Annotated in this window: 18 protein-coding genes and 1 pseudogene; 7 read left to right on the top strand and 12 right to left on the bottom strand. The window is 66.0% G+C overall.

From position 1 onward, the window contains the following. Positions 1–495 precede the first annotated feature (495 nt). On the bottom strand, positions 496–1863 hold the full coding sequence (gene purB, locus VG543_RS08220; protein WP_019660407.1) for an adenylosuccinate lyase: 1368 nt from the start codon (positions 1861–1863) through the stop codon (positions 496–498). Between the two features lie 292 nt (positions 1864–2155). Between purB and VG543_RS08225 the strand changes: the two genes are divergently transcribed. Then, entirely contained in the window at positions 2156–3583 is a 1428-nt protein-coding gene (locus tag VG543_RS08225) for a class II fumarate hydratase (protein ID WP_111099344.1), read from the top strand. 107 nt (positions 3584–3690) lie between these two features. On the opposite strand, the gene VG543_RS08230 is transcribed toward VG543_RS08225, so the two are convergent. The 7 genes from VG543_RS08230 to VG543_RS08260 form a co-directional block, all read right to left on the bottom strand. Next, positions 3691–4116: a hypothetical protein gene (locus VG543_RS08230; RefSeq protein WP_032953534.1), complete on the bottom strand. Its 426-nt coding sequence runs from the start codon at positions 4114–4116 to the stop codon at positions 3691–3693. Positions 4117–4222: 106 nt separating this feature from the next. Beyond that, the gene (locus VG543_RS08235; RefSeq protein WP_423178475.1) at positions 4223–4828 is read right to left on the bottom strand and encodes a hypothetical protein; all 606 of its coding nucleotides are present in this window, start codon (positions 4826–4828) and stop codon (positions 4223–4225) included. Between the two features lie 30 nt (positions 4829–4858). Beyond that, positions 4859–5746 carry a DUF4097 family beta strand repeat-containing protein gene (locus tag VG543_RS08240; protein WP_111099345.1) on the bottom strand — a complete coding sequence of 296 codons (888 nt, stop codon included), beginning with the start codon at positions 5744–5746 and terminating at the stop codon, positions 4859–4861. Positions 5747–5771: 25 nt separating this feature from the next. Further along, positions 5772–6800, bottom strand: coding sequence for an ABC-2 transporter permease (locus tag VG543_RS08245; RefSeq protein ID WP_019660402.1), 1029 nt, complete (start codon positions 6798–6800; stop codon positions 5772–5774). Beyond that, complete coding sequence (locus tag VG543_RS08250) at positions 6797–7672, bottom strand: ABC transporter ATP-binding protein (protein ID WP_423178474.1); 876 nt, start codon at positions 7670–7672, stop codon at positions 6797–6799. The genes VG543_RS08245 and VG543_RS08250 overlap by 4 nt, the downstream gene beginning before the upstream one ends. Further along, positions 7672–8031 carry a GntR family transcriptional regulator gene (locus tag VG543_RS08255; protein ID WP_006453095.1) on the bottom strand — a complete coding sequence of 120 codons (360 nt, stop codon included), beginning with the start codon at positions 8029–8031 and terminating at the stop codon, positions 7672–7674. Before VG543_RS08255 ends, VG543_RS08250 begins: the two co-directional genes overlap by 1 nt. Before the next feature lie 2 nt (positions 8032–8033). Then, complete coding sequence (locus VG543_RS08260; protein WP_423178481.1) at positions 8034–8279, bottom strand: hypothetical protein; 246 nt, start codon at positions 8277–8279, stop codon at positions 8034–8036. Between the two features lie 364 nt (positions 8280–8643). Between VG543_RS08260 and VG543_RS08265 the strand changes: the two genes are divergently transcribed. The 5 genes from VG543_RS08265 to VG543_RS08285 all read left to right on the top strand — a co-directional run bounded on the left by VG543_RS08265 (position 8644) and on the right by VG543_RS08285 (position 12607). Next, positions 8644–9231 carry a glutathione peroxidase gene (locus VG543_RS08265; RefSeq protein ID WP_058981265.1) on the top strand — a complete coding sequence of 196 codons (588 nt, stop codon included), beginning with the start codon at positions 8644–8646 and terminating at the stop codon, positions 9229–9231. 96 nt (positions 9232–9327) lie between these two features. After that, positions 9328–10305: an FKBP-type peptidyl-prolyl cis-trans isomerase N-terminal domain-containing protein gene (locus VG543_RS08270; RefSeq protein WP_423178473.1), complete on the top strand. Its 978-nt coding sequence runs from the start codon at positions 9328–9330 to the stop codon at positions 10303–10305. A 23-nt stretch (positions 10306–10328) separates the two neighbouring features. Further along, positions 10329–11678, top strand: coding sequence for a UDP-glucose dehydrogenase family protein (locus tag VG543_RS08275; protein WP_019660398.1), 1350 nt, complete (start codon positions 10329–10331; stop codon positions 11676–11678). Further along, on the top strand, positions 11671–11910 hold the full coding sequence (locus VG543_RS08280) for a SlyX family protein (protein WP_019660397.1): 240 nt from the start codon (positions 11671–11673) through the stop codon (positions 11908–11910). Before VG543_RS08275 ends, VG543_RS08280 begins: the two co-directional genes overlap by 8 nt. 10 nt (positions 11911–11920) lie before the next feature. Further along, the gene (locus tag VG543_RS08285) at positions 11921–12607 is read left to right on the top strand and encodes a DUF2058 domain-containing protein (RefSeq protein ID WP_021202714.1); all 687 of its coding nucleotides are present in this window, start codon (positions 11921–11923) and stop codon (positions 12605–12607) included. 48 nt (positions 12608–12655) lie between these two features. Here VG543_RS08285 and VG543_RS08290 read toward each other — a convergent pair whose 3' ends face one another. The 4 genes and pseudogenes from VG543_RS08290 to VG543_RS08305 all read right to left on the bottom strand — a co-directional run bounded on the left by VG543_RS08290 (position 12656) and on the right by VG543_RS08305 (position 18516). Further along, entirely contained in the window at positions 12656–13843 is a 1188-nt protein-coding gene (locus tag VG543_RS08290) for an MFS transporter (protein WP_143994109.1), read from the bottom strand. A 20-nt stretch (positions 13844–13863) separates the two neighbouring features. Further along, positions 13864–16482 (bottom strand): annotated as a pseudogene (gene metH / locus VG543_RS08295) (methionine synthase); the annotation flags it as partial. Next, positions 16479–17573: a homocysteine S-methyltransferase family protein gene (locus VG543_RS08300; RefSeq protein ID WP_058981275.1), complete on the bottom strand. Its 1095-nt coding sequence runs from the start codon at positions 17571–17573 to the stop codon at positions 16479–16481. The gene VG543_RS08300 and the pseudogene metH, both read right to left, overlap by 4 nt. A gap of 13 nt (positions 17574–17586) precedes the next feature. Further along, positions 17587–18516, bottom strand: a complete 930-nt coding sequence (locus VG543_RS08305) for an ArsR/SmtB family transcription factor (RefSeq protein WP_019660391.1) — start codon at positions 18514–18516, stop codon at positions 17587–17589. 152 nt (positions 18517–18668) lie between these two features. Here VG543_RS08305 and VG543_RS08310 point away from each other — a divergent pair, with 152 nt between their 5' ends. Further along, entirely contained in the window at positions 18669–19817 is a 1149-nt protein-coding gene (locus VG543_RS08310) for an acyl-CoA dehydrogenase family protein (protein WP_312544367.1), read from the top strand. Positions 19818–19824: the final 7 nt, after the last annotated feature.

A 19824-nucleotide genomic window follows, 5' to 3' on the forward strand; every position in this document is an offset into this window, starting at 1 on the left:
CCCCCCCCCCCCCCCCCCCCCCCCCGGCCCCTGACAGTTTCCTGCGCGGCCCGCCACGGAATGGAAGAAGAAAATCAAAGGCAAGAGCGGGTCGCGCGCTGCGCTTGCTCGTGTAGAGCCGAGCCCACGCTCGGCTTGCTGTTGCCCACGCCCAAAAGCAGCCGAGCACGGGCTCGGCTCTACAAAAGACCCTCAAACAAAGACGGACGCGGCGAAGCCGCGTCCCTCTTTCAAATTCCGCCCCGACAACCCCACGCTCTTCGATCCGTCACCGGAAATCTGTCAGAGGTGGGGCGGGAGGGGTCAGCGGGACCGTTGGCGCCATGGATGGCGCCATCGAGCCCCCATGGATGGGTTTACGGCGTGTCCCGCTGGCCCCTCCCGGCCCGCCCAGCTAGCAGCAATCCAGAGCCGCTCTTGACGTTGCTATTGCTGTTGCCGTTGCCGTTGCCTGCCGCAGGCAGCGCCCGCGGCCGCCGCCGCAACGGAAACCTCTTAGATCTTCTTCGCCAGCGACTCGGCCAGGCCGGTGTAGCTGCCCGGGGTCATCTCCAGCAGGCGCTGCTTCGCATCCGCCGGCAGCTCCAGCCCCTGCACGAACGCACGCATCGACTCGGCCGTGATGCCCTGGCCGCGGGTCAGCGCCTTCAGCTGCTCGTACGGGTTCGGCAGGCCATGGCGGCGCATCACCGTCTGCACGGCCTCGGCCAGCACTTCCCAGGCCGCGTCCAGATCGGCATCCAGGCGCTGCGGGTTCACTTCCAGCTTGCCCAGGCCCTTGGCCAGCGAATCCAGCGCCACCTGGCTGTGGCCGAACGCGGTGCCCAGTGCACGCAGCACGGTGGAATCGGTCAGGTCACGCTGCCAGCGGCTGATCGGCAGCTTCGCGCTGAAGTGCTCAAACAGCGCGTTGGCGATGCCGAAGTTGCCTTCGGCATTCTCGAAATCGATCGGGTTGACCTTGTGCGGCATCGTCGACGAGCCGACTTCGCCTTCCTTCAGGCGCTGCTTGAAATAGCCCAGCGAGATGTAGCCCCAGATGTCGCGGGCCAGATCGATCAGGATGATGTTGGCGCGGCGTGCGGCATCGCCGATCTCGGCCACGTTGTCGTGCGGCTCGATCTGCGTGGTGTACGGGTTGAATACCAGGCCCAGGCCGGTCACGAAGCGCTCGGCGAAGGCCGGCCAGTCCACGTCCGGGTAGCTGGCCACGTGGGCGTTGTAGTTGCCGACGGCACCGTTGATCTTGCCGGTCAGTTCGACCGCGGCGATCTGCCGGCGCTGGCGTTCCAGGCGAGCGACCACGTTGGCCAGTTCCTTGCCCAAAGTGGTCGGCGAGGCGGTCTGGCCGTGGGTGCGCGACAGCATCGGCTGGCCGGCCTGGGCGTGGGCCAGGGTGCGCAGGGTGCTGGCGATGCCGTCCAGGGTCGGCAGCAGCACCTCGCGGCGGGCCTGTTCCAGCATCAGGCCGTAGCTGAGGTTGTTGATGTCTTCGCTGGTGCAGGCGAAATGCACGAATTCCAGCGCCGGCGCCAGCTCGGCGTCATCCTTCAGCTGTTCCTTGATGAAGTACTCCACCGCCTTGACGTCATGGTTGGTGGTGCGCTCGATCTCCTTCACGCGCGCGGCCTGGGCCGGGCTGAAGCGGGCGGCCAGGTCGCGCAGGCGGGCGACGGCGGCGTCGGAGAACGGCGCCAGTTCGACGATGCCCGGTTCGGCGGCCAGCGCCAGCAGCCATTCCACCTCGACCGTGATGCGGGCCTTGATCAGGCCGTATTCGGAGAAGATCGGGCGCAGCGCGTCGACCTTGCCGGCATAGCGGCCATCGAGCGGGGACAGGGCGAGCAGGGCGGAATCGGACATGTCGGCAGGGCTGGGACGAGCGGCGGGGCCGATATTCTACGACGTGCCGGCGGGGCGTGCCCTGTAGAGCCGAGCCCACGCTCGGCTGCTTCGGAGAATCCGGCGCCCTGCGGGAAGCCGAGCATGGGCTCGGCTCTACAACACGGCCCTGCGGACGGAACGTTCTGGCCCGTCCTCGTCATCCCACGCTGCGGGCAAGGGAGTATCGTTGGCGCAGCCGCCAGCCCGGGAAGCGACACCCTGCCAGCCGCCGCTTCCCTTTCCCCAACTGAAGTAGTGCGGAGTTGATGCAATGAGCAAAGCTGCAAGCAAGGGTTTCAGAATCGAACACGACAGCATGGGCGAGCTGCAGGTGCCTGCGGACGCCCTGTGGGGCGCCCAGACCCAGCGTGCCGTGCAGAATTTCCCGGTGTCGGGCCAGCGCATGCCGCGCGGTTTCATCCGTGCCCTGGGCCTGGTCAAGGGCGCTGCCGCCGGCGTCAACGCCGAGCTGGGCCACCTGCCGAAGAACGTGGCCAAGGCCATCCAGACCGCTGCTGCCGAAGTGGCCGCCGGCAACTGGGACGCGCACTTCCCGATCGACGTCTACCAGACCGGTTCGGGCACGTCGTCGAACATGAATGCCAATGAGGTCATCGCCACCCTGGCCAACCGTGCCGGCAAGGCGGGCAAGACCACCGTGCATCCCAATGACCACGTCAACCAGGGGCAGAGCTCCAACGACGTGATCCCGACCGCGCTGCGCGTGTCGGCGGTGCTGGCGACGCACGAACAGCTGCTGCCGGCGCTGGTGCACCTGCGCAAGACCCTCGACAAGAAGGGCCGCAGCCTGCGCAAGGTGGTCAAGACCGGCCGTACCCACCTGATGGACGCGATGCCACTGACCTTCGAGCAGGAGTTCGGCGCATGGTCGGCGCAGCTGGCCTCGGCGCAGGAGCGCATCGAAGACAGCCTCAAGCGCGTGCGCCGCCTGCCGCTGGGTGGCACCGCCATCGGCACCGGCATCAACGCCGACCCGCGTTTTGGCGCGCAGGTAGCCAAGGCACTGAAGCAACAGACCGGTTTCAAGTTCGACAGCGCCGAGAACAAGTTCGAAGGCCTGGCCGCGCAGGACGATGCAGTGGAGTTGTCCGGCCAGCTCAATGCACTGGCGGTGGCGCTGATCAAGATCGCCAATGATCTTCGCTGGATGAACGCCGGTCCGCTGGCCGGGCTGGGCGAGATCGAACTGCCGGCACTGCAGCCGGGCAGCTCGATCATGCCGGGCAAGGTCAACCCGGTGATTCCGGAAGCAACCGTGATGGCGTGCGCGCAGGTGATTGGCCACCACACCGCGATCACCGTGGCCGGGCAGACCGGCAACTTCCAGCTCAACGTCACCCTGCCGCTGATCGCGGTGAACCTGCTCGATGGCATCGGCCTGCTGGCCAATGTGTCGCGGCTGCTGGCCGACAGCGCGATTGCCGGGCTGAAGGTGCGCCAAGACCGTGTTGCCGAGGCGCTGTCGCGCAATCCCATCCTGGTCACGGCGCTGAACCCGATCATCGGCTACGAGAAGGCAGCGGCCATTGCCAAGCGTGCCTACAAGGAACAGCGCCCGGTGCTGGACGTAGCGCTGGAAGACAGCGGCCTGGAGGAGGCCGAATTGCGGCGCCTGCTGGATCCGACCGCACTGACCGCAGGTGGCATCCACGCGGGGGGCGGTGGCGGCGGCGGTTGATGCGCCGGTCGTAGGGCCGAGCCCATGCTCGGCTGCTTCCTGGACCTGAACCGGGCATGGGCTCGGCTCTACAAGAGGAAACGCCGCCCTGGGGCGGCGTTTCTGCTTCAGCGACGGTCGGCGACGATGTTGCCGAAGGTGTCGGTGTAGTCCTTGAACTCGGGGATGCGCTGGACCAGGTCGGCCGGGATCACTTCCATGCCTTCCGGCGGCTGGATCTTCACCGGTTGCATGTTGGGATCGGCCGGGGCGGCGACCAGGGTGTTCTGGCGCAGTACCTGCAGCCGGCCGAACATCGTCTGCAGCATCTGCTTCTGCCCTTCGTCGAGCGGGATCTGGATCTCGTCCACCTTCATCGTGCCATCGCCGAGGATGATGATGTTCGGTGCCGGCGGGCGACGCACGGTCACCATCCCTTCGCTGACGGAAATCTTGGGCTTGCCGCGCTCGGCGCGGTGGTTGCGGTAATCCTTGTCACAGCCGACCAGGCCCAGGCAGAGCAGGGCGGCCAGCAGCAGGAACAACTTCTTCATGGCATTCGGTTCGGGGGCGTCCGGGGCCGACATTGTAAGCCGGTCGGCACGTTACGGCCGGCAGCGGGGCGCCACTGCCGGCCGGGTGCGCTGATCTGTCACAGGCCTAGCGCTGGACCACGGCGTCCTTGCCGCAGTCGTCGACGTCACTCTGGTCCATCGTGGCGTACGGCCTGAACGCGGGCAGCGATGCGGCCAGCGCCTGCTGGCTGGCCAGCATCGCCGGCATGCGGTTGCAGATGCGCTTGGCCTGGGCTTCGATCTTCTCCGCCTCGGCATTGATCCGCTTCTCGATGCCCTCGCTGTCGCCGCTGAAGATGCCCTTCAGGGCCTCTCCGGCAGCACTGGCGCCGAGCTTGGCACCGGCCAGGCCGACATCCATGCCGTCCATTGCAATGGCAACGACGTGGCCGCGGTATTCCAGCAGCTGCCGGCGCTGGGCCTCATCGGCCGGCACTTCCTTGCCGCCGATCAGCAGCCGCCCGTCCGGCGTGATCTCCGCACGCGGCTGCTTGTCGGCCGAGATCTTGATGTTGCCCTGGGCGATGTCCTTGCGGGCATCGTCCATGGCCTCCTTGACCGTCTGGCCGACCCCGCTGGTCGCCTCGGCCACGCTTTTGCCGACGGTGGTATCAGGCGTGGAGGACGTGCCGCCGCAGGCGATCAGCGGCAGGCACAGCAGGGTGGCAGGCAGCGGGCGCAACAGGTTCATGGTGTTCCCCTGGTAGTGTCTGGAAAAGGGTTACTTGCTGCGCGGCAGGGTGACCCGGCCGCTGACGTTGCGATGATCGACGTCACCGCTGCCGCTGCGATCGACGGTCAGGGTGCCGCGCACCCCGTCGACGTGGATGTCGCCCGAACCGTGGCTGCGGACATGCACATTGCCGCCGATATCGGCCAGATCGACCCCGCCGGAGCCGACCACGCCCACTTCAACGCTGCCCTGCACACGCTTGAACTCGATGTCACCCGAGCCCACGGTATCCAGCCGCGCGTTGCCACGCACATCGGTGATCTTCAGGTCACCGGAGCCGACGGTACCGGTGCTGGCGTCGCCGGTGATGTTGCGTACGGTGACGTCGCCGGAACCCAGCGAGAGCAGGTTCAGGGAGCCGCCGCCATCGATGTTGAGGTCGCCCGAACCCACTGCGGCGTGAATGCTGCCACGGGTTCCGCGGGCCACGGCGTCACCGGAACCGACGTCCACGCTGAGTGACTGCGCGTTTTCCACGCTGGCATCGCCGGAGCCGACCTTGAGCTGCAGCGGCAGGTTGTCCGGCACGCTGCCACGGATGTCCAGCCAGGCATAGCTGCTGCCCAGGCTGATGCCGCTGTCGCGGCCTTCGCGGCGCAGGCTGACCACCAGCTTGTCGCCTTCCTTCCGCTGATCCAGCACCAGCTGGTCCAACCATTCCTGGCTGGAGGCGCAGGCGCGACCATCCAGCTGGCCACCGCCCTTGCTGGCGACCACCTTCAGGTCATGCTGGTTCACCTCGAACACCACCGCCTTGGCGCCGGATGTCTCCAGCTTCAACGTACGGGCAGCGGTGAACTTGCAGTTAGGGGCATCGGCGGCCAGCGCCGACAGCGGCAACAGCAACAACGCAGAACAGGCGAGCAGGGAACGCATGGGTGGTGCCTCCGGATGGGTGGAGTCAGATCTCGCCGGCGCGCTTGCGCAGGCGGATGGCGAGGAAGATGAACACTGCACCGACGGCCGCACCGATCCACAGTTCCGGCATCGCCAGCGACTTCAGCTGCGAGGCAGGGGACATCAGGCTGACCACCGAGTCCAGATCGCGGCGCGACCCTTCACCTGCGCCGAGGCGATACAGCAGGTCCATGCCGGGTACGCCGCCCAGCAGCAGGCGGCCGACGATGTTCTGCCAGAACCAGCCGGTGGTCAGACCGAACAGCGGCATGATCTTGGTGGTGCTGACGATGACGCCGGCAAACAGCGGCAGCATCACCGCCCACAGGAACGGCTTGCTCTTGGCCCAGGCCGAGCACAGCAGCAGCCAGCCGGCGGTGGGCAGGGCCCACAGCGCGTAGACCGGAATCCAGCTCAGGTGGCCGGCAGCCAGGGTCAACGGGCTGGCCGGGCCCCAGATCAGGGTCATCGGGCTGCCACCGTGCATCAGCGCGACGATGCTGATGACCAGCATGAAGCCGAGCATGGTGATGATGCCAGCGATCACCGCGATCAGCGGGGCCACGATCAGCGCACTGATCAGCTTGGACAGCACCGTCTGGGTGTCCGACAGCGGCAGCGACTTCCAGAACAGGATGCTGCGGTCGCGGCGGTCATCGTACAGGGCGCCCAGGCAGTAGAAGAACACCACGAAGGCCAGGACCAGGAATGGCCACGCCGAGCTGAGCACGAGGGTCAGGTCGAGGCCGTTACCGAGATCGGCCAGGTCCTTGGCACTGATGTCGCGGGTGAGCAGCGCCAGGTCCAGGCCATTGATGTTCACATCTTCGCCGTCGATGTGCAGGCCGCCGTCGCGCGCGGCACGATGCAGCGCGAACAGGCCGAACGCGATGCCGATGGTGCTCATCACCAGCGAGATCAGTCCGGCGATCAACGGTGCATAGAGGAAGCCGCCGCGGTTCTCCCAATACTCGCGCTTGAGCAGCCAGCGCAGGGTGCCGATCGGGCTGACGGGGTGGTTGACGGCGTTCATGCGTAGGTCCCCTTCATGATGGCGACGAACAGGTCGGCCAGGCCCGGGATGCGGGTCTCGCCGAGGGAGGAAAGCTGGGCGCGCGGCACGCCATCGAACAGCATCACCGTCTTGCCGAACGCCAGGCTGCGCTCGTCGATCGGCTTCAATGCGCGGGCGGTGTCCAGCTGTTCGGCATTGACCAGCAGCTCGGTATAGCGCTGGCCGACGTCGTCCATTTCAGCGTCGAGCACGATGCGGCCATCACGGATGAACATGACGTCGCTGAGGATATGCTCGATTTCCTCCACCTGGTGGGTAGTGACGATGATCGTCTTCTGTTCGTCGAAGTAGTCTTCCAGCAGGCGCTGGTAGAACTCCTTGCGGTACAGGATGTCCAGGCCCAGTGTCGGCTCGTCCAGCACCAGGATGCGGGCATCGATGGCCATCACCAGCGCCAGGTGCAGCTGCACGATCATGCCCTTGGACAGCTCCCGCACGCGCTGCTTCGGCTGCAGCTTGGTGTTGGCCAGGAAGCGTTCGCAACGGGCGCGGTCGAAGCGCGGGTGAACGCCAGCGACGAAGTCGATCGCTTCGCGGACCTTCAACCAGCGCGGCAGCACGGCGACATCAGCGATGAAGCAGATGTCATTCATCAGTTCGTCGCGGTGCAGTCGCGGGTCACGCCCGAGCACGCTCAGGTCCCCCTCCACCGAGGTCAGGCCAAGAATGGCCTTCAGCGCGGTGGTCTTGCCGGCGCCATTGGGCCCGATCAGGCCGACGATGCGCCCGCTCGGGATGCTGAAGCTGGCGTTGTCGAGGGCGACCGTGGTCTTGTAGGCCTTGCGCAGGCCTCCGGCGGTGATGACCGCTTCACTTGCAGTGCTCTTCATCAGACTTTCCCCTGGGGCAGCAATTCGTCGAGGCTCAGGCCCAGGCGCTGGATGCGCTCCAGGACCGCCGGCCATTCTTCGTTGAGGAAACGGTCGCGCTCGCTGCTTCGCAGCTGCGTAGCCGCCTGCTCGGTCATGAACATGCCCAGGCCGCGGCGCTTCTCCACCAGGCCTTCGTCAGCCAGTTCCTGGTAGGCGCGCGAAACGGTGATGGGGTTGAGTTGATAGTCGGCGGCCACCTGGCGCACCGAAGGCAGGGCATCGCCCGGCTTGAGGATTCCGTCGAGCATCATGGCGATCACGCGCTCCTTCAACTGACGGTAGATGGGAGCGCCGTCGCTCCACTGGATGTCGCTCATGTTCAGCTCCGTGGGATCAGCGGCTGGGCGAACGAGAAATACGGCATGGACAGCGCGCTGTGCAGCCGACGCGGGGGAGGGGGGGAGGAGGGGGTGGCATTCCCTGCCGGGGAGAGCGTCGCGTCCTGCGCACTTTCGACAGCGGCAGAAGCAGGGGCGGTGGGCGTGGCCCACCAGGCCAGCACGAGCAGGGTCGAAACAGCGACGGCCGCGTGTGCGGTGAGGTTGCGACGGATCCGGACGTTCATGGCTTCCCCCTGTCTCAGGTGACTGGTGTTGTATGCAACTATAACACCGGCACGCCGGGGTGCAAGCCCCCACATCACCCAACTGATGGCAGGGGCGGTCAAGAACGCGCCATATCCATCCAGACAATTGATAATAAAGGAAAAATTGGTTGTGAAACCGGCTTCCCTGACCGCCTTCCATTCAGTCACGTCAATCCTATGTCAATGACGACGCGCCGCGGCCGTTTCCCACAGGCTGTCGCCAAGCCCGGCAAAGCTGTGCCACGGCGGGGCCGACAGGTGCCACAGGGCCCGGTGCTATAGTTCGGCCGATTCCCGGCCGATGCTGGCCGGACCCTTGAAACGGCTATTGCGGAACGTTCCCATGCCCCTGTCGACCGCCTTCCCGCACCGCTTCCGCGGCCTGTCCCTGTTGACTCTGCTGGCCCTCGGCCTGGCAGCCTCGGCCAATGCGCTGGCCGCCGACCTGCTCGACGTCAGCTACCGGCCGCTGGCTGGCAAGCAGCAGGTCAACCTGCAGCAGCGCTACCACGGCCAGGTGCTGCTGGTGGTCAATACCGCCAGCAAGTGTGGCTATACCCCTCAGTACGAAGGCCTGGAGGCGCTGCACAGGCAGTACGCCGGCAAGGGCTTCGCGGTGCTCGGCTTCCCGTCCAACGATTTCAAGGGCCAGGAGCCCGGTGACGAGAAGCAGATCCAGGACTTCTGCACCCTGACCTACGGCGTCAGGTTCCCGATGTTCGAGAAAGTGCATGTGGTCGGTCAGCAGGCCACGCCGCTGTACCAGCGGCTGACCGCAGCGACCGGCGTTGCGCCGGCCTGGAACTTCCACAAGTACCTCGTGGGCCGCGATGGGAAGGTCATCGCCCAGTTCGCCAGCAAGGTGACGCCGGACGATCCGCAGCTGATCGCGGCCATCGACAAGGCGCTGGCGGCCGCCGCCACGCATTGATATCCGGCACGCATGCCTCGACATCGACGGCATGCGTGCGACAATGATCCTTTTCGCGCCGACGTCGGCGCCCAGACACTTCCAGGAATGCAGCGAATGAAGATGGGAATGCGCGGCGCCGCGGCGTCGGTTCTGATTCTGGCGATGGGCACTTCGGGTGTCGCTCTGTCGCAACAACCGGCTGCCCCCGCAGCCGCCAAGGAGACCGCAACCTTGAGTTCCCCCAAGCAGAAGCTGGGCTACGCCATCGGCCTGGACGTGGCCAAGTCGTTCACTCCGATCGCCGATGAGATCGACGTGGCCGCGCTGCGCACCGCCGTGGAGCGTTCGTTCGAAGGCCTGCAGCCGCAGATCACCCAGGAACAGGCCAAGGCCACCGACGCGGCCCTGCGCCAGGTCGTGATGGCCCGCAGCGGCCAGCAGGTGCCGGGCGTGGCGCCGGGTTCGCAGCCGCCGAAGGTCGACCGCGTCAAGGTCTCGCAGATGATCGGTTCCTACTCGGTGGGCCCGTCGCTGGCGCAACTGAAGGATGACATCGACGTCGCCTCGCTGTTTGACGCGATCAGCACCGGCCTGAGCAAGGGACAGCCGAAGATGACGGAAGCTGACGCGACCGCCACCATTCAGGCCTTCATGGGCAGCAAGCAGGCCGAAATGCAGGCCAAGGCCGCCGCCGCTGCGCAGACCAACCGCGAGGAAGGCAATGCGTTCCTGGCCAAGAACAAGACCCAGCCGGGCGTGGTGACCACCGCGTCGGGCCTGCAGTACCAGGTGATCCGCCCGGGTAGCGGCGAGCGTCCGCTGCCGAGCAGCAAGGTGCGCGTGAACTACGAAGGCAAGCTGCTCAACGGCACCGTGTTCGACAGTTCCTACGGCCGCCAGCCGGCTGAGTTCGGCCTGGACCAGGTGATCAAGGGCTGGACCGAAGGCGTTGCGCTGATGCCGGTCGGTTCGAAGTACCGCTTCTGGATCCCGGGCGAACTCGCCTACGGTGAGAACGGCACTCCCGGCGGCCCGATCGGCCCGAACGCGACTTTGACGTTCGACGTCGAGCTGCTGGGCGTCCTGCCGTAAGTCATCGAGGAGCGAATACGGATATGCGCGTTGCGATTTTTGGTACGGGTTACGTTGGACTGGTGACCGGTACCTGCCTGGCCGATGTCGGTCATCAGGTGGTCTGCGTCGATATCGACCAGGCCAAGGTAGATGGCCTCAACCAGGGCGTCATTCCCATCTATGAGCCTGGCCTGGAGCCGATGGTGAAGGCCAACCACGCCGCGTCGCGGCTGGCATTCACTACCGATGCCGCGTCGGCGATCGCGCATGGCCAGGTAGTGTTCATCGCCGTGGGTACCCCGCCGGACGAGGATGGCAGCGCCGATCTGCAGTACGTGCTGGCCGTTGCCCGTACCATCGGCCGGCACATGAGCGTGCCCACCGTGGTGGTCAACAAGTCGACGGTGCCGGTGGGTACCGCCGACAAGGTGCGCGCCGCCATTGCCGAAGAGCTGGCCGCGCGTGGCGCGGACATCACCTTCGACGTGGTGTCCAATCCGGAATTCCTGAAGGAAGGCGACGCAGTCGCCGATTGCATGCGCCCGGACCGCATCATCATCGGTGCGACCAGCGATGAGTCGGTAGCGGTAATGCGCCGCCTGTACGCGCCGTTCAACCGCAACCACGACCGCGTGGTCGAGATGGACGTGCGTTCGGCCGAGCTGACCAAGTACGCCGCCAATGCGATGCTGGCAACCAAGATTTCATTCATGAACGAAATCGCCAACATTGCCGAACGCGTCGGTGCCGACGTCGAGCAGGTCCGCCAGGGCATCGGCTCGGACCCGCGCATTGGCTGGCACTTCATCTACCCGGGCGCCGGCTACGGCGGCTCGTGCTTCCCGAAGGACGTGCAGGCATTGGCCCGTACCGCCCAGCAGCATGGCCTGGAGCCGAAGCTGCTCAATGCAGTGGAAGCGGTCAACGATGCACAGAAGGGCCATCTGTTCGCCCTCATCCAGCGTCATTACGACAAGGGCGAGGACGAAGGGGTGCGCGGCAAGACCTTCGCCGTGTGGGGCCTGGCCTTCAAGCCGAACACTGATGACATGCGTGAAGCCTCCAGCCGTCGCCTGCTGGCGCAGCTGTGGGAAGGCGGTGCCACGGTGCGTGCCTACGATCCGGAAGCGATGCACGAATCGCAGCGCATCTTCGGCGAACGCGATGACCTGGTGTTCTGCAGCAATGCTGACGAAGCGCTGCAGGGCGCGGATGCCCTGGTCGTGGTGACCGAGTGGAAGCAGTTCCGCAGTCCCGATTTCCAGAAGCTGCGCGAGCAGCTGAAGGACGCGGTGGTGTTCGACGGCCGCAACCTCTATGAGCCGGCCGAAGTGGAAGCCGCCGGCCTGGCGTACTACGGCATCGGCCGGGGGCGTTCGCTGCATGTCTGATCTACCGACCGAACGCGAGCAGGCGCTGGAAGCGCGCCTGGTCGAGTTGGAGATGCGCGTGTCCTTCCAGGAACAGGCGCTGGCCGAGTTGAGCGATGCGCTGGCTGATGCCCGCATGCAGGGCATGCGCAATGCCGATGTGCTGCGCGTCCTGCTGGAGGACCTGGGCAAGGTCCGCAACGCACTGAATTCTTCCGATCCGGCGAGCGAACCGCCGCCGCCGCACTACTGATCCGAATCCTATGAGCGATACCCTCCGCGACCAGCTGATGGGCCTGGGCTTCAAGCCCGCGCCCAAGCCCGAGCGCAAGAATGATGGCCCCCGCCGTGACGGCCGCCCGCAGGGCAAGGGTGGCAACGGCAATGCAAAGCCGCAGGGCGCAGGCAAGGGCGAGCACAAGCCCGGCGAGCGTCGCGGGCATGGCCATGGTGGGGCGGGCAAGCCCGGTGGGCAGGCGCGTGGTGGCCAAGGGCAGCAGGGGCCGCGCAAGCCGCGCAGCGCCGAAGAGATGGACCTGGCCAAGGCCTATGCGATCCGTGCGCAGCGGGAGAAGGAAGAGCGCATCGAGGCCGAGCGCCTGAAGCAGGAAGAAGCACGCGTGCGCCGTGAGGCGAAGGCCAAGCTGGAAGCGCTGCTGCAGGGCAAAAGCCTCAATGCCGAGGAGGCGGACATTGCCCGCCACTTCCCGTACGGCGGCAAGATCAAGCGCATCTACGTGACCGCCGAACAGCTGACCGCGCTCAATGCCGGTGAACTGGGCGTGGTCCAGCTCAACGGCCGCTACCTGCTGGTGACCGCCGAGGTGCTGGCACAGTGCGAGGCAGTGTTCGCCCCGTCGGTGGCGCTGAAGGTCGATCCGAATGCGCCGGCCGAGGAAGATCCGTACGCGGACCCGCAGTACCAGGTGCCGGACGACCTGGTCTGGTAACTGCATCTGCCGCATGATGAAAACGCCGGGCCCTGCCCGGCGTTTTCGTTACCGGGCGCACGCAGTTCTGCGGCGCGCGCGTATCAGCGGCAGGCTCAGCGCGAAGAAGCAGAGCAGGGCGCCGATCAGGGCAAACCCGCTAGCCGCCAGGAATGCGGTGCGGCCATCGTCGATCTTCCACAGCTGGCCGGCAATAAGCGCGCCCAGCACCCCGCCGACACCCGACGAGAATCCATAGAGCAGTCCCTGGCCGTGGCCATTGAGACGACCGGGGAAGTAGGTCGCCAGCATCTGCATCGCCGCCGCAAAGAACGCGGCAAAGCCCAGCGCGTGCGCGGTCTGCGCCAGCAGCATTACCGGCAGGTTCTCCGGGAACAATGCGGTCACGGCCCAGCGCAGGCAGGAACTGACCAGTGCGATCAGCAGCATCCAGCTGGCGTCGTAGCGGCGGAAGAAGCGGCCGATGGTGAAGAACACGCCCACTTCGAAGACCACGCCGATGGTCCACAGCAGGCCCAGGGCGGAGGTACGGTAACCGTGATGGTCCATGTAGACCGAGAAGAACGTGTAGTACGGGCCGAACGACAGCTGCTCCATGAATGCGGCCAGGAAGAACGCCAGCACCGGCGGTCGGCGCACGATCTGCCAGAAGCCGCTGGCATCCCCCGCCGTCCTGCCGATGTCGCGCGCGTAGTGGTTGCTGAAGGCCGAGGCAACCAGCAGCACGAACAGGGGCAGCATCATCCAGGGCAACAATCCGGCGTGGCTGCCGGCGCCATCGCCTTCGATCAGCCAGCCGAACAGGGTGACCACGGCGATGAAACCGAGCGAGCCCCAGACCCGGATCAGCCCGTAGCGATGGCTGTCGTTGCCCAGGTGGGTGAGGGTGATCGACTCGAACTGCGGCATCACCGCGTTGTAGAAGAAGCAGAACACGATCATCGCCGGGTACATCCACGGCTGCGGCAGGGGCAGCAGGAAGGCGGCGAAGCTGAGCAGGGTCAGCACGCAGCCGACGCGCAGTAGGCGGATCGGTCGCGGTGATGCGGCCGCCAGCGAGGTCCAGGCACTGGGTGCGATGACGCGGGTGGCGTACCACAGGCCCATCATCACGCTGATCGCGGTCACGCTCATCCCGCGCGCGGTCAGGAACAGGCTCCAGTACGGCGTGAACGCGCCGAGCGCCGCGTAGTAGAACAAGTAGAAACTTGAGAGGCGGGCAACGGGAACGGTCATCGCGGGAATAATGCACGGTAGCGCCGGGCATAGTCGGTGACCTGTTCGCGGCTGAGCCGTCCGACAACGAAGTACTGGCTCTGCGGATGGCTGAAGTAGTAGCCGGAGACAGCGGCCGTGGGCAACATCGCGAAGCTCTCGGTCAGTTCCATGCCAGCGTTCTTCTCAGCCTGCAGCAGGTCGAACAGGCGGCGCTTCTCGCTGTGCTCGGGGCAGGCCGGGTAGCCCGGCGCCGGACGGATGCCGCGGTACTGCTCGTCGATCAAGGCTTCGTTGTCCAGCGTCTCGGCGCGGTCGTAGCCCCAGAATTCTGTACGCACGCGCTGGTGCAGGCGCTCGGCCAGTGCCTCGGCGAAGCGGTCGGCGAGGGCCTTCAGCAGGATCGCGTTGTAGTCGTCATGCTCGGCCTCGAAGCGCGCGATGTGGGTGTCGATGCCGATACCGGCAGTGACCGCGAACGCGCCGATCCAGTCCTGCTTTCCGCTGTCGGCTGGTGCAATGAAATCGGCCAGGCAGAAATCCGGGCGCTCGGCCGGCTTGTCCACCTGCTGGCGCAGGAAGTGCAGGGTGGTCTCGCCCTGTGGGTGCTGCACGCGCACGTCGTCGCCGACGCTGTTGGCCGGCCACAGGCCGAACACGGCCTTGGCGGTCAGCCACTTCTCGCCGACGATGCGGTCGAGCATCGCGCGGGCATCGCGGTACAGCTCGCTGGCCTGGCTGCCGACGATCTCGTCGGTGAGGATCGCCGGGAACTTGCCGGCAAGCTCCCAGGCCTGGAAGAACGGCGTCCAGTCGATGTAGTCGACCAGTTCGGCCAGGGGATAGTCGTCGAACACGTGCAGGCCGGGCTGATTCGGTGCCGGTGGCGTGTGACTGTCCCAGCCGCCCTGGAATTTCTGCCCGCGCGCTTGTTCCAGCGTGACCAGACGCTTGGCGTCGCCCCGGTTGCGGTGGCGCGCGCGGATTTCGGCATAGTCGGCTTCGTTGGCGGCAACGAAGGCCTCGCGCAGATCACGCGAGATCAGCGACTGCGCAACGCCAACCGCGCGCGATGCATCCTTCACCCATACCGTCGGCGCCTTGTAGTGCGGGTCGATCTTCAGCGCGGTGTGCGCACGCGAAGTGGTCGCACCCCCGATCAGCAGCGGCAGGTCGAAGCCCTGGCGCTCCATCTCGCGGGCAACGTGGCTCATCTCCTCCAGGGACGGGGTGATCAGCCCGGACAGGCCGATCAGGTCTGCGTTGTGCTCGCGGGCGGCATCGAGGATCTTCTGCGCCGGCACCATCACGCCGAGGTCGACCACGTCGAAGTTGTTGCAGGCCAGTACGACGCCGACGATGTTCTTGCCGATGTCATGCACATCGCCCTTCACCGTAGCCATGATGATCTTGCCGTTGCTCTTGGCGGTGTCACCGCTGCGCGCCTTTTCCGCTTCGATGTAGGGCAGCAGGTAGGCCACGGCCTTCTTCATCACGCGCGCGGATTTCACCACCTGTGGCAGGAACATCTTGCCGGCGCCGAACAGGTCGCCGACGATGTTCATGCCGTCCATCAGCGGGCCTTCGATCACATCCAGCGGGCGGCTGGAGGCCTGCCGGGCCTGTTCGGTGTCTTCCTCGACGAAGGCATCCAGGCCGTGTACCAGGGCATGCGCCAAACGCTGTGCCACCGGCTTTTCGCGCCAGGCCAGGTCTTCGGTCTTCGCCGCGCCCTTCTTGCCCTTGTAGCGCTCGGCGATCTCCAGCAGACGCTCGGTGGCATCGCTTCGGCGGTTGAGGATCACGTCCTCGACGCGCTCGCGCAGGTCCGGCTCCAGGTCGTCGTAGATCGGCATCGCGCCGGCGTTGACGATGCCCATGTCCATGCCGGCGGCGATCGCGTGGTACAGGAACACCGAGTGGATGGCCTGGCGTACCGTTTCGTTGCCGCGGAAGGAGAACGAGACGTTGGAGACGCCGCCGGAGACGTGGCAGTGCGGCAGGGTCTGCTTGATGATGCGGGTGGCTTCAATGAAGTCCACTGCATAGTTGTCGTGCTCTTCGATGCCCGTAGCGACGGCGAAGATGTTCGGGTCGAAGATGATGTCCTGCGGCGGGAAACCGATCTCGTCGACCAGGATGCGGTAGGCACGGGTACAGATTTCGACCTTGCGCGCGCAGGTGTCGGCCTGCCCGTTTTCGTCGAACGCCATCACCACCGCAGCAGCACCGTAGCGCAGCACCTTGCGCGCGTGCTCGCGGAACAGCGCCTCGCCTTCCTTCAGCGAAATCGAGTTGACCACGCTCTTGCCCTGCAGGCATTTCAGGCCGGCCTCGATCACGCTCCACTTGGAGGAGTCGACCATCACCGGGATGCGCGCGATGTCCGGCTCGGACATGATCAGGTTCAGGTAGCGGGTCATCGCCGCTTCCGAGTCGATCAGGCCCTCGTCCATGTTCACATCGAGGATCTGCGCACCGCTGGCCACCTGCTGGCGGGCCACGTCCACCGCTTCTTCGTAGCGGCCTTCCTTGATGAGCTTGCGGAACTGCGCACTGCCGGTGACGTTGGTGCGTTCGCCGACGTTGATGAACAGCAGGTCCGGGGTGATGACCAGCGGTTCCAGGCCGGACAGGCGGGTGAGAGGCGTGCTGCTCATGCGGCGTGCTGCTCCCGTGCGCCCGGCAGGGCACGCGGTGCCAGCCCGGCCACAGCCTGGGCGATCGCGCGGATATGGTCGGGGGTGGAACCACAGCAGCCACCGACCAGGTTCAACAGGCCATCCTCGGCGAAGCCCCGCAGGGTGGTGGCCATCTCTTCAGGGGTTTCGTCGTACTCGCCGAACGCGTTGGGCAGGCCGGCGTTGGGGTGGGCGCTGACGTAACAGTCGGCGACCTGCGAGAGGGTTTCCACATGCGGGCGCATCGCATCGGCGCCCAGCGCGCAGTTCAGGCCGATCGACAGCGGTCGCGCATGCGCCAGCGAGGCGTGGAAGGCTTCGGCAGTCTGTCCGGACAAGGTGCGCCCCGACGCGTCGGTGATGGTGCCGGAGATCATCACCGGCAACCGCGCGCCACGTGCATCAAAGGCCTCTTCCAGCGCATACAGCGCGGCCTTGGCATTGAGCGTATCGAAGATGGTCTCGACCATGAGCGTGTCGGCGCCGCCGTCGATCAGGCCTTCGATGGCTTCGCGATAGGTGTCGCGAAGCTCGTCGAAGCTGGTGTTGCGGAAGCCCGGATCGTTCACGTCGGGACTGATCGAGGCGGTGCGGCTGGTCGGGCCGATCACCCCGATCACGAAGCGCGGCTTGCCGGGCGTGGTCGCTTCCGCCGCGTCACAGCAGGCGCGCGCGACGGCCGCACCGGCTTTGTTCAGTTCGTACACCAGGTGCTCGAGGTGGTAGTCAGCTTGGCTGACCGAGGTGGCATTGAAGGTGTTGGTCTCGACCAGATCCGCGCCTGCCTCCAGGTAGGCGGTATGGATGTCGGCGACGATCTGCGGCCGGGTCAGCAGCAGCAGATCGTTGTTGCCCTTCAGATCATGGCCTTCGGGCACGCCGTGGTCACAGCCGGGGCCATGCGCATGGTCGTAGCCACCGGCGAAGCGCTCGCCACGGTAATCGTCTTCCTGCAGGCCATGGCGCTGGATCATCGTGCCCATCGCGCCGTCGATGATCAGGATCCGCTCGCGCAGGGCGTCGAGCAGCGTGTTGGCACGATCGGGATGCAACCAAGGCAGGGCAGGCATGGCGGTCTCGGGCTCAGGGCTTGTTGGCGATCAGCGAAATCACTTCAAAGTGCGGCGGGCGTTTCTCGCGGGTGACCGTCTCCAGGCTGGACACCTGCAGGCCGGCCTTGTCGACGAACCTGCGCAGCTCCTTGTCGCTGAAGCCGAGGTTGACATGGCCATAGGCCTCCACGGCGGCCTTGTGCTCGTGGCGCGCCAGGCTGCACAGCAGCAGCCGGCCACCGGGCCGCAGCACGCGCGCGGCTTCGGTCACCGCCTGCGCCGGCTTGCTGGCGTAGGTCAGCGCGTGCATCAGCACGACCAGATCGAAGCTGGCATCCTTGAACGGCAGTGCATGCATGTCGCCCTCGCGCACTTCCACATTGGGCAGCCGCCGCAGGCGCTCGCTGGCGGCGGCAACCACGCGCGCGCTGGTATCGATGCAGATGTAGCGCTTGGCATGTGGGGCTACCAGTTCGGCCAGCACGCCATCACCAGAGGCGATATCCAGCACGTCGCCGGTCTCCAGCAGCGGCAGCGCGGTGCGGGCCAGCGCCTCCCAGGTACGGCCCGGAGAGTAGTGGCGTTCCATGTCGCCGGCCACGCTGTCGGCCCAGTTCTGGTCCGAGGCGCGGTGCGCCAGCACGGCGGCGACGCGTTCGGCATCCTGGCGCAGCAGCGGGTCATCGCTTCCGTTGCTCAAGGCATGCCACAATGCACGCTGCGCCGGGTCCAGCTGGGCCTCGTCGAAGCGGTAGTAGGCCGACACGCCGGCACGGCGGTCGCGGACCAGGCCGGCTTCCTTCAGGCGTGCCAGGTGGGTGGACACGCGCGGCTGCGCCAGCCGGGTGATCGCCGACAGTTCGGCCACGGTCAGTTCCTCCTGCTCCAGCAGCGCCAGCAGGCGCACGCGAGTGGCATCGGCGAACACCTTCAGGCGGGTCGACCAGTCTTCCAGATCCATAAACATCTACCTATCGCGATATAGAGATATATTCGCTGAAGGGGCTGTCGCGGTCAAGTCGCCAGCGTACGGAAACTGCCGGGCCCCGGTACAATCGGAGCACCTGGGCGCGCCGTATGCGGCCCATAACTTCATGTACCCGGGAGGGTGTTGTGGATTTCAGCTTTACCGAAGAGCAGTTGATGCTGCAGGACGTGGCGCGGCGCATCGCGCAGGAAAAGATCGCCCCCAGTGCGGAGCATCATGACCGCACCGGCGAGTTCCCGCTGGACAACATCCGCCTGCTGGGCGAGAACGGCCTGATGGGCATTGAAGTGCCGACCGAATACGGCGGTGCGGGCATGGACCCGGTTGCGTACGTGCTGGCGATGGTGGAGGTCGCCGCCGCCGACGCAGCCCATTCGACCATCATGTCGGTCAACAATTCGCTGTTCTGCAACGGCATCCTGACCCACGGTACCGAGCAGCAGAAGCAGACCTACGTACGTGCCATCGCCGAAGGCACGGCCATCGGCGCGTTCGCGCTGACCGAGCCGCAGTCCGGTTCCGATGCCACCGCCATGCGCTGCCGCGCGGTGAAGCAGGCCGACGGCACCTTCGTCATCAATGGCAAGAAGAGCTGGATCACCTCCGGTCCGGTGGCCAAGTACATCGTGCTGTTCGCGATGAGCGAGCCGGACAAGGCCGCGCGCGGCATCACCGCCTTCATCATCGATACCGACAAGGCCGGTTTCGGTCGTGGCAAGACCGAGCCCAAGCTGGGCATCCGCGCCTCGGCCACCTGCGAGATCGAGTTCAACGACTACGTGGCGCAGGCCGAAGACGTGCTGGGCCAGGAAGGCGAGGGATTCAAGATCGCCATGAGCGTGCTCGATGCCGGTCGCATCGGCATCGCTTCGCAGGCCGTCGGCATCGCCCGAGCCGCCTATGAAGCGACGATTGAATACGTCAAGGAGCGCAAGGCATTCGGTGCGGCCATCGGTACCTTCCAGATGACCCAGGCCAAGATTGCCGACATGAAGTGCAAGCTGGACGCCGCGCTGCTGCTGACCCTGCGCGCGGCGTGGGTGAAGGACCAGGGCAAGCGCTTCAGCAATGAGGCTGCCATTGCCAAGCTGACCGCCTCTGAGGCGGCAATGTGGATTACCCACCAGGCCGTGCAGATCCACGGCGGCATGGGGTATTCCAAGGAAATGCCGCTGGAGCGCTACTTCCGTGATGCCAAGATCACCGAGATCTACGAAGGTACTTCGGAGATCCAGCGCCTGGTGATCGCACGCAACGAGACCGGGCTGCGCTGATGGACAC

This window comes from Stenotrophomonas sp. CASM101 (assembly GCF_049384845.1).
Classification (GTDB): Bacteria; Pseudomonadota; Gammaproteobacteria; order Xanthomonadales; family Xanthomonadaceae; genus Stenotrophomonas; species Stenotrophomonas hibiscicola.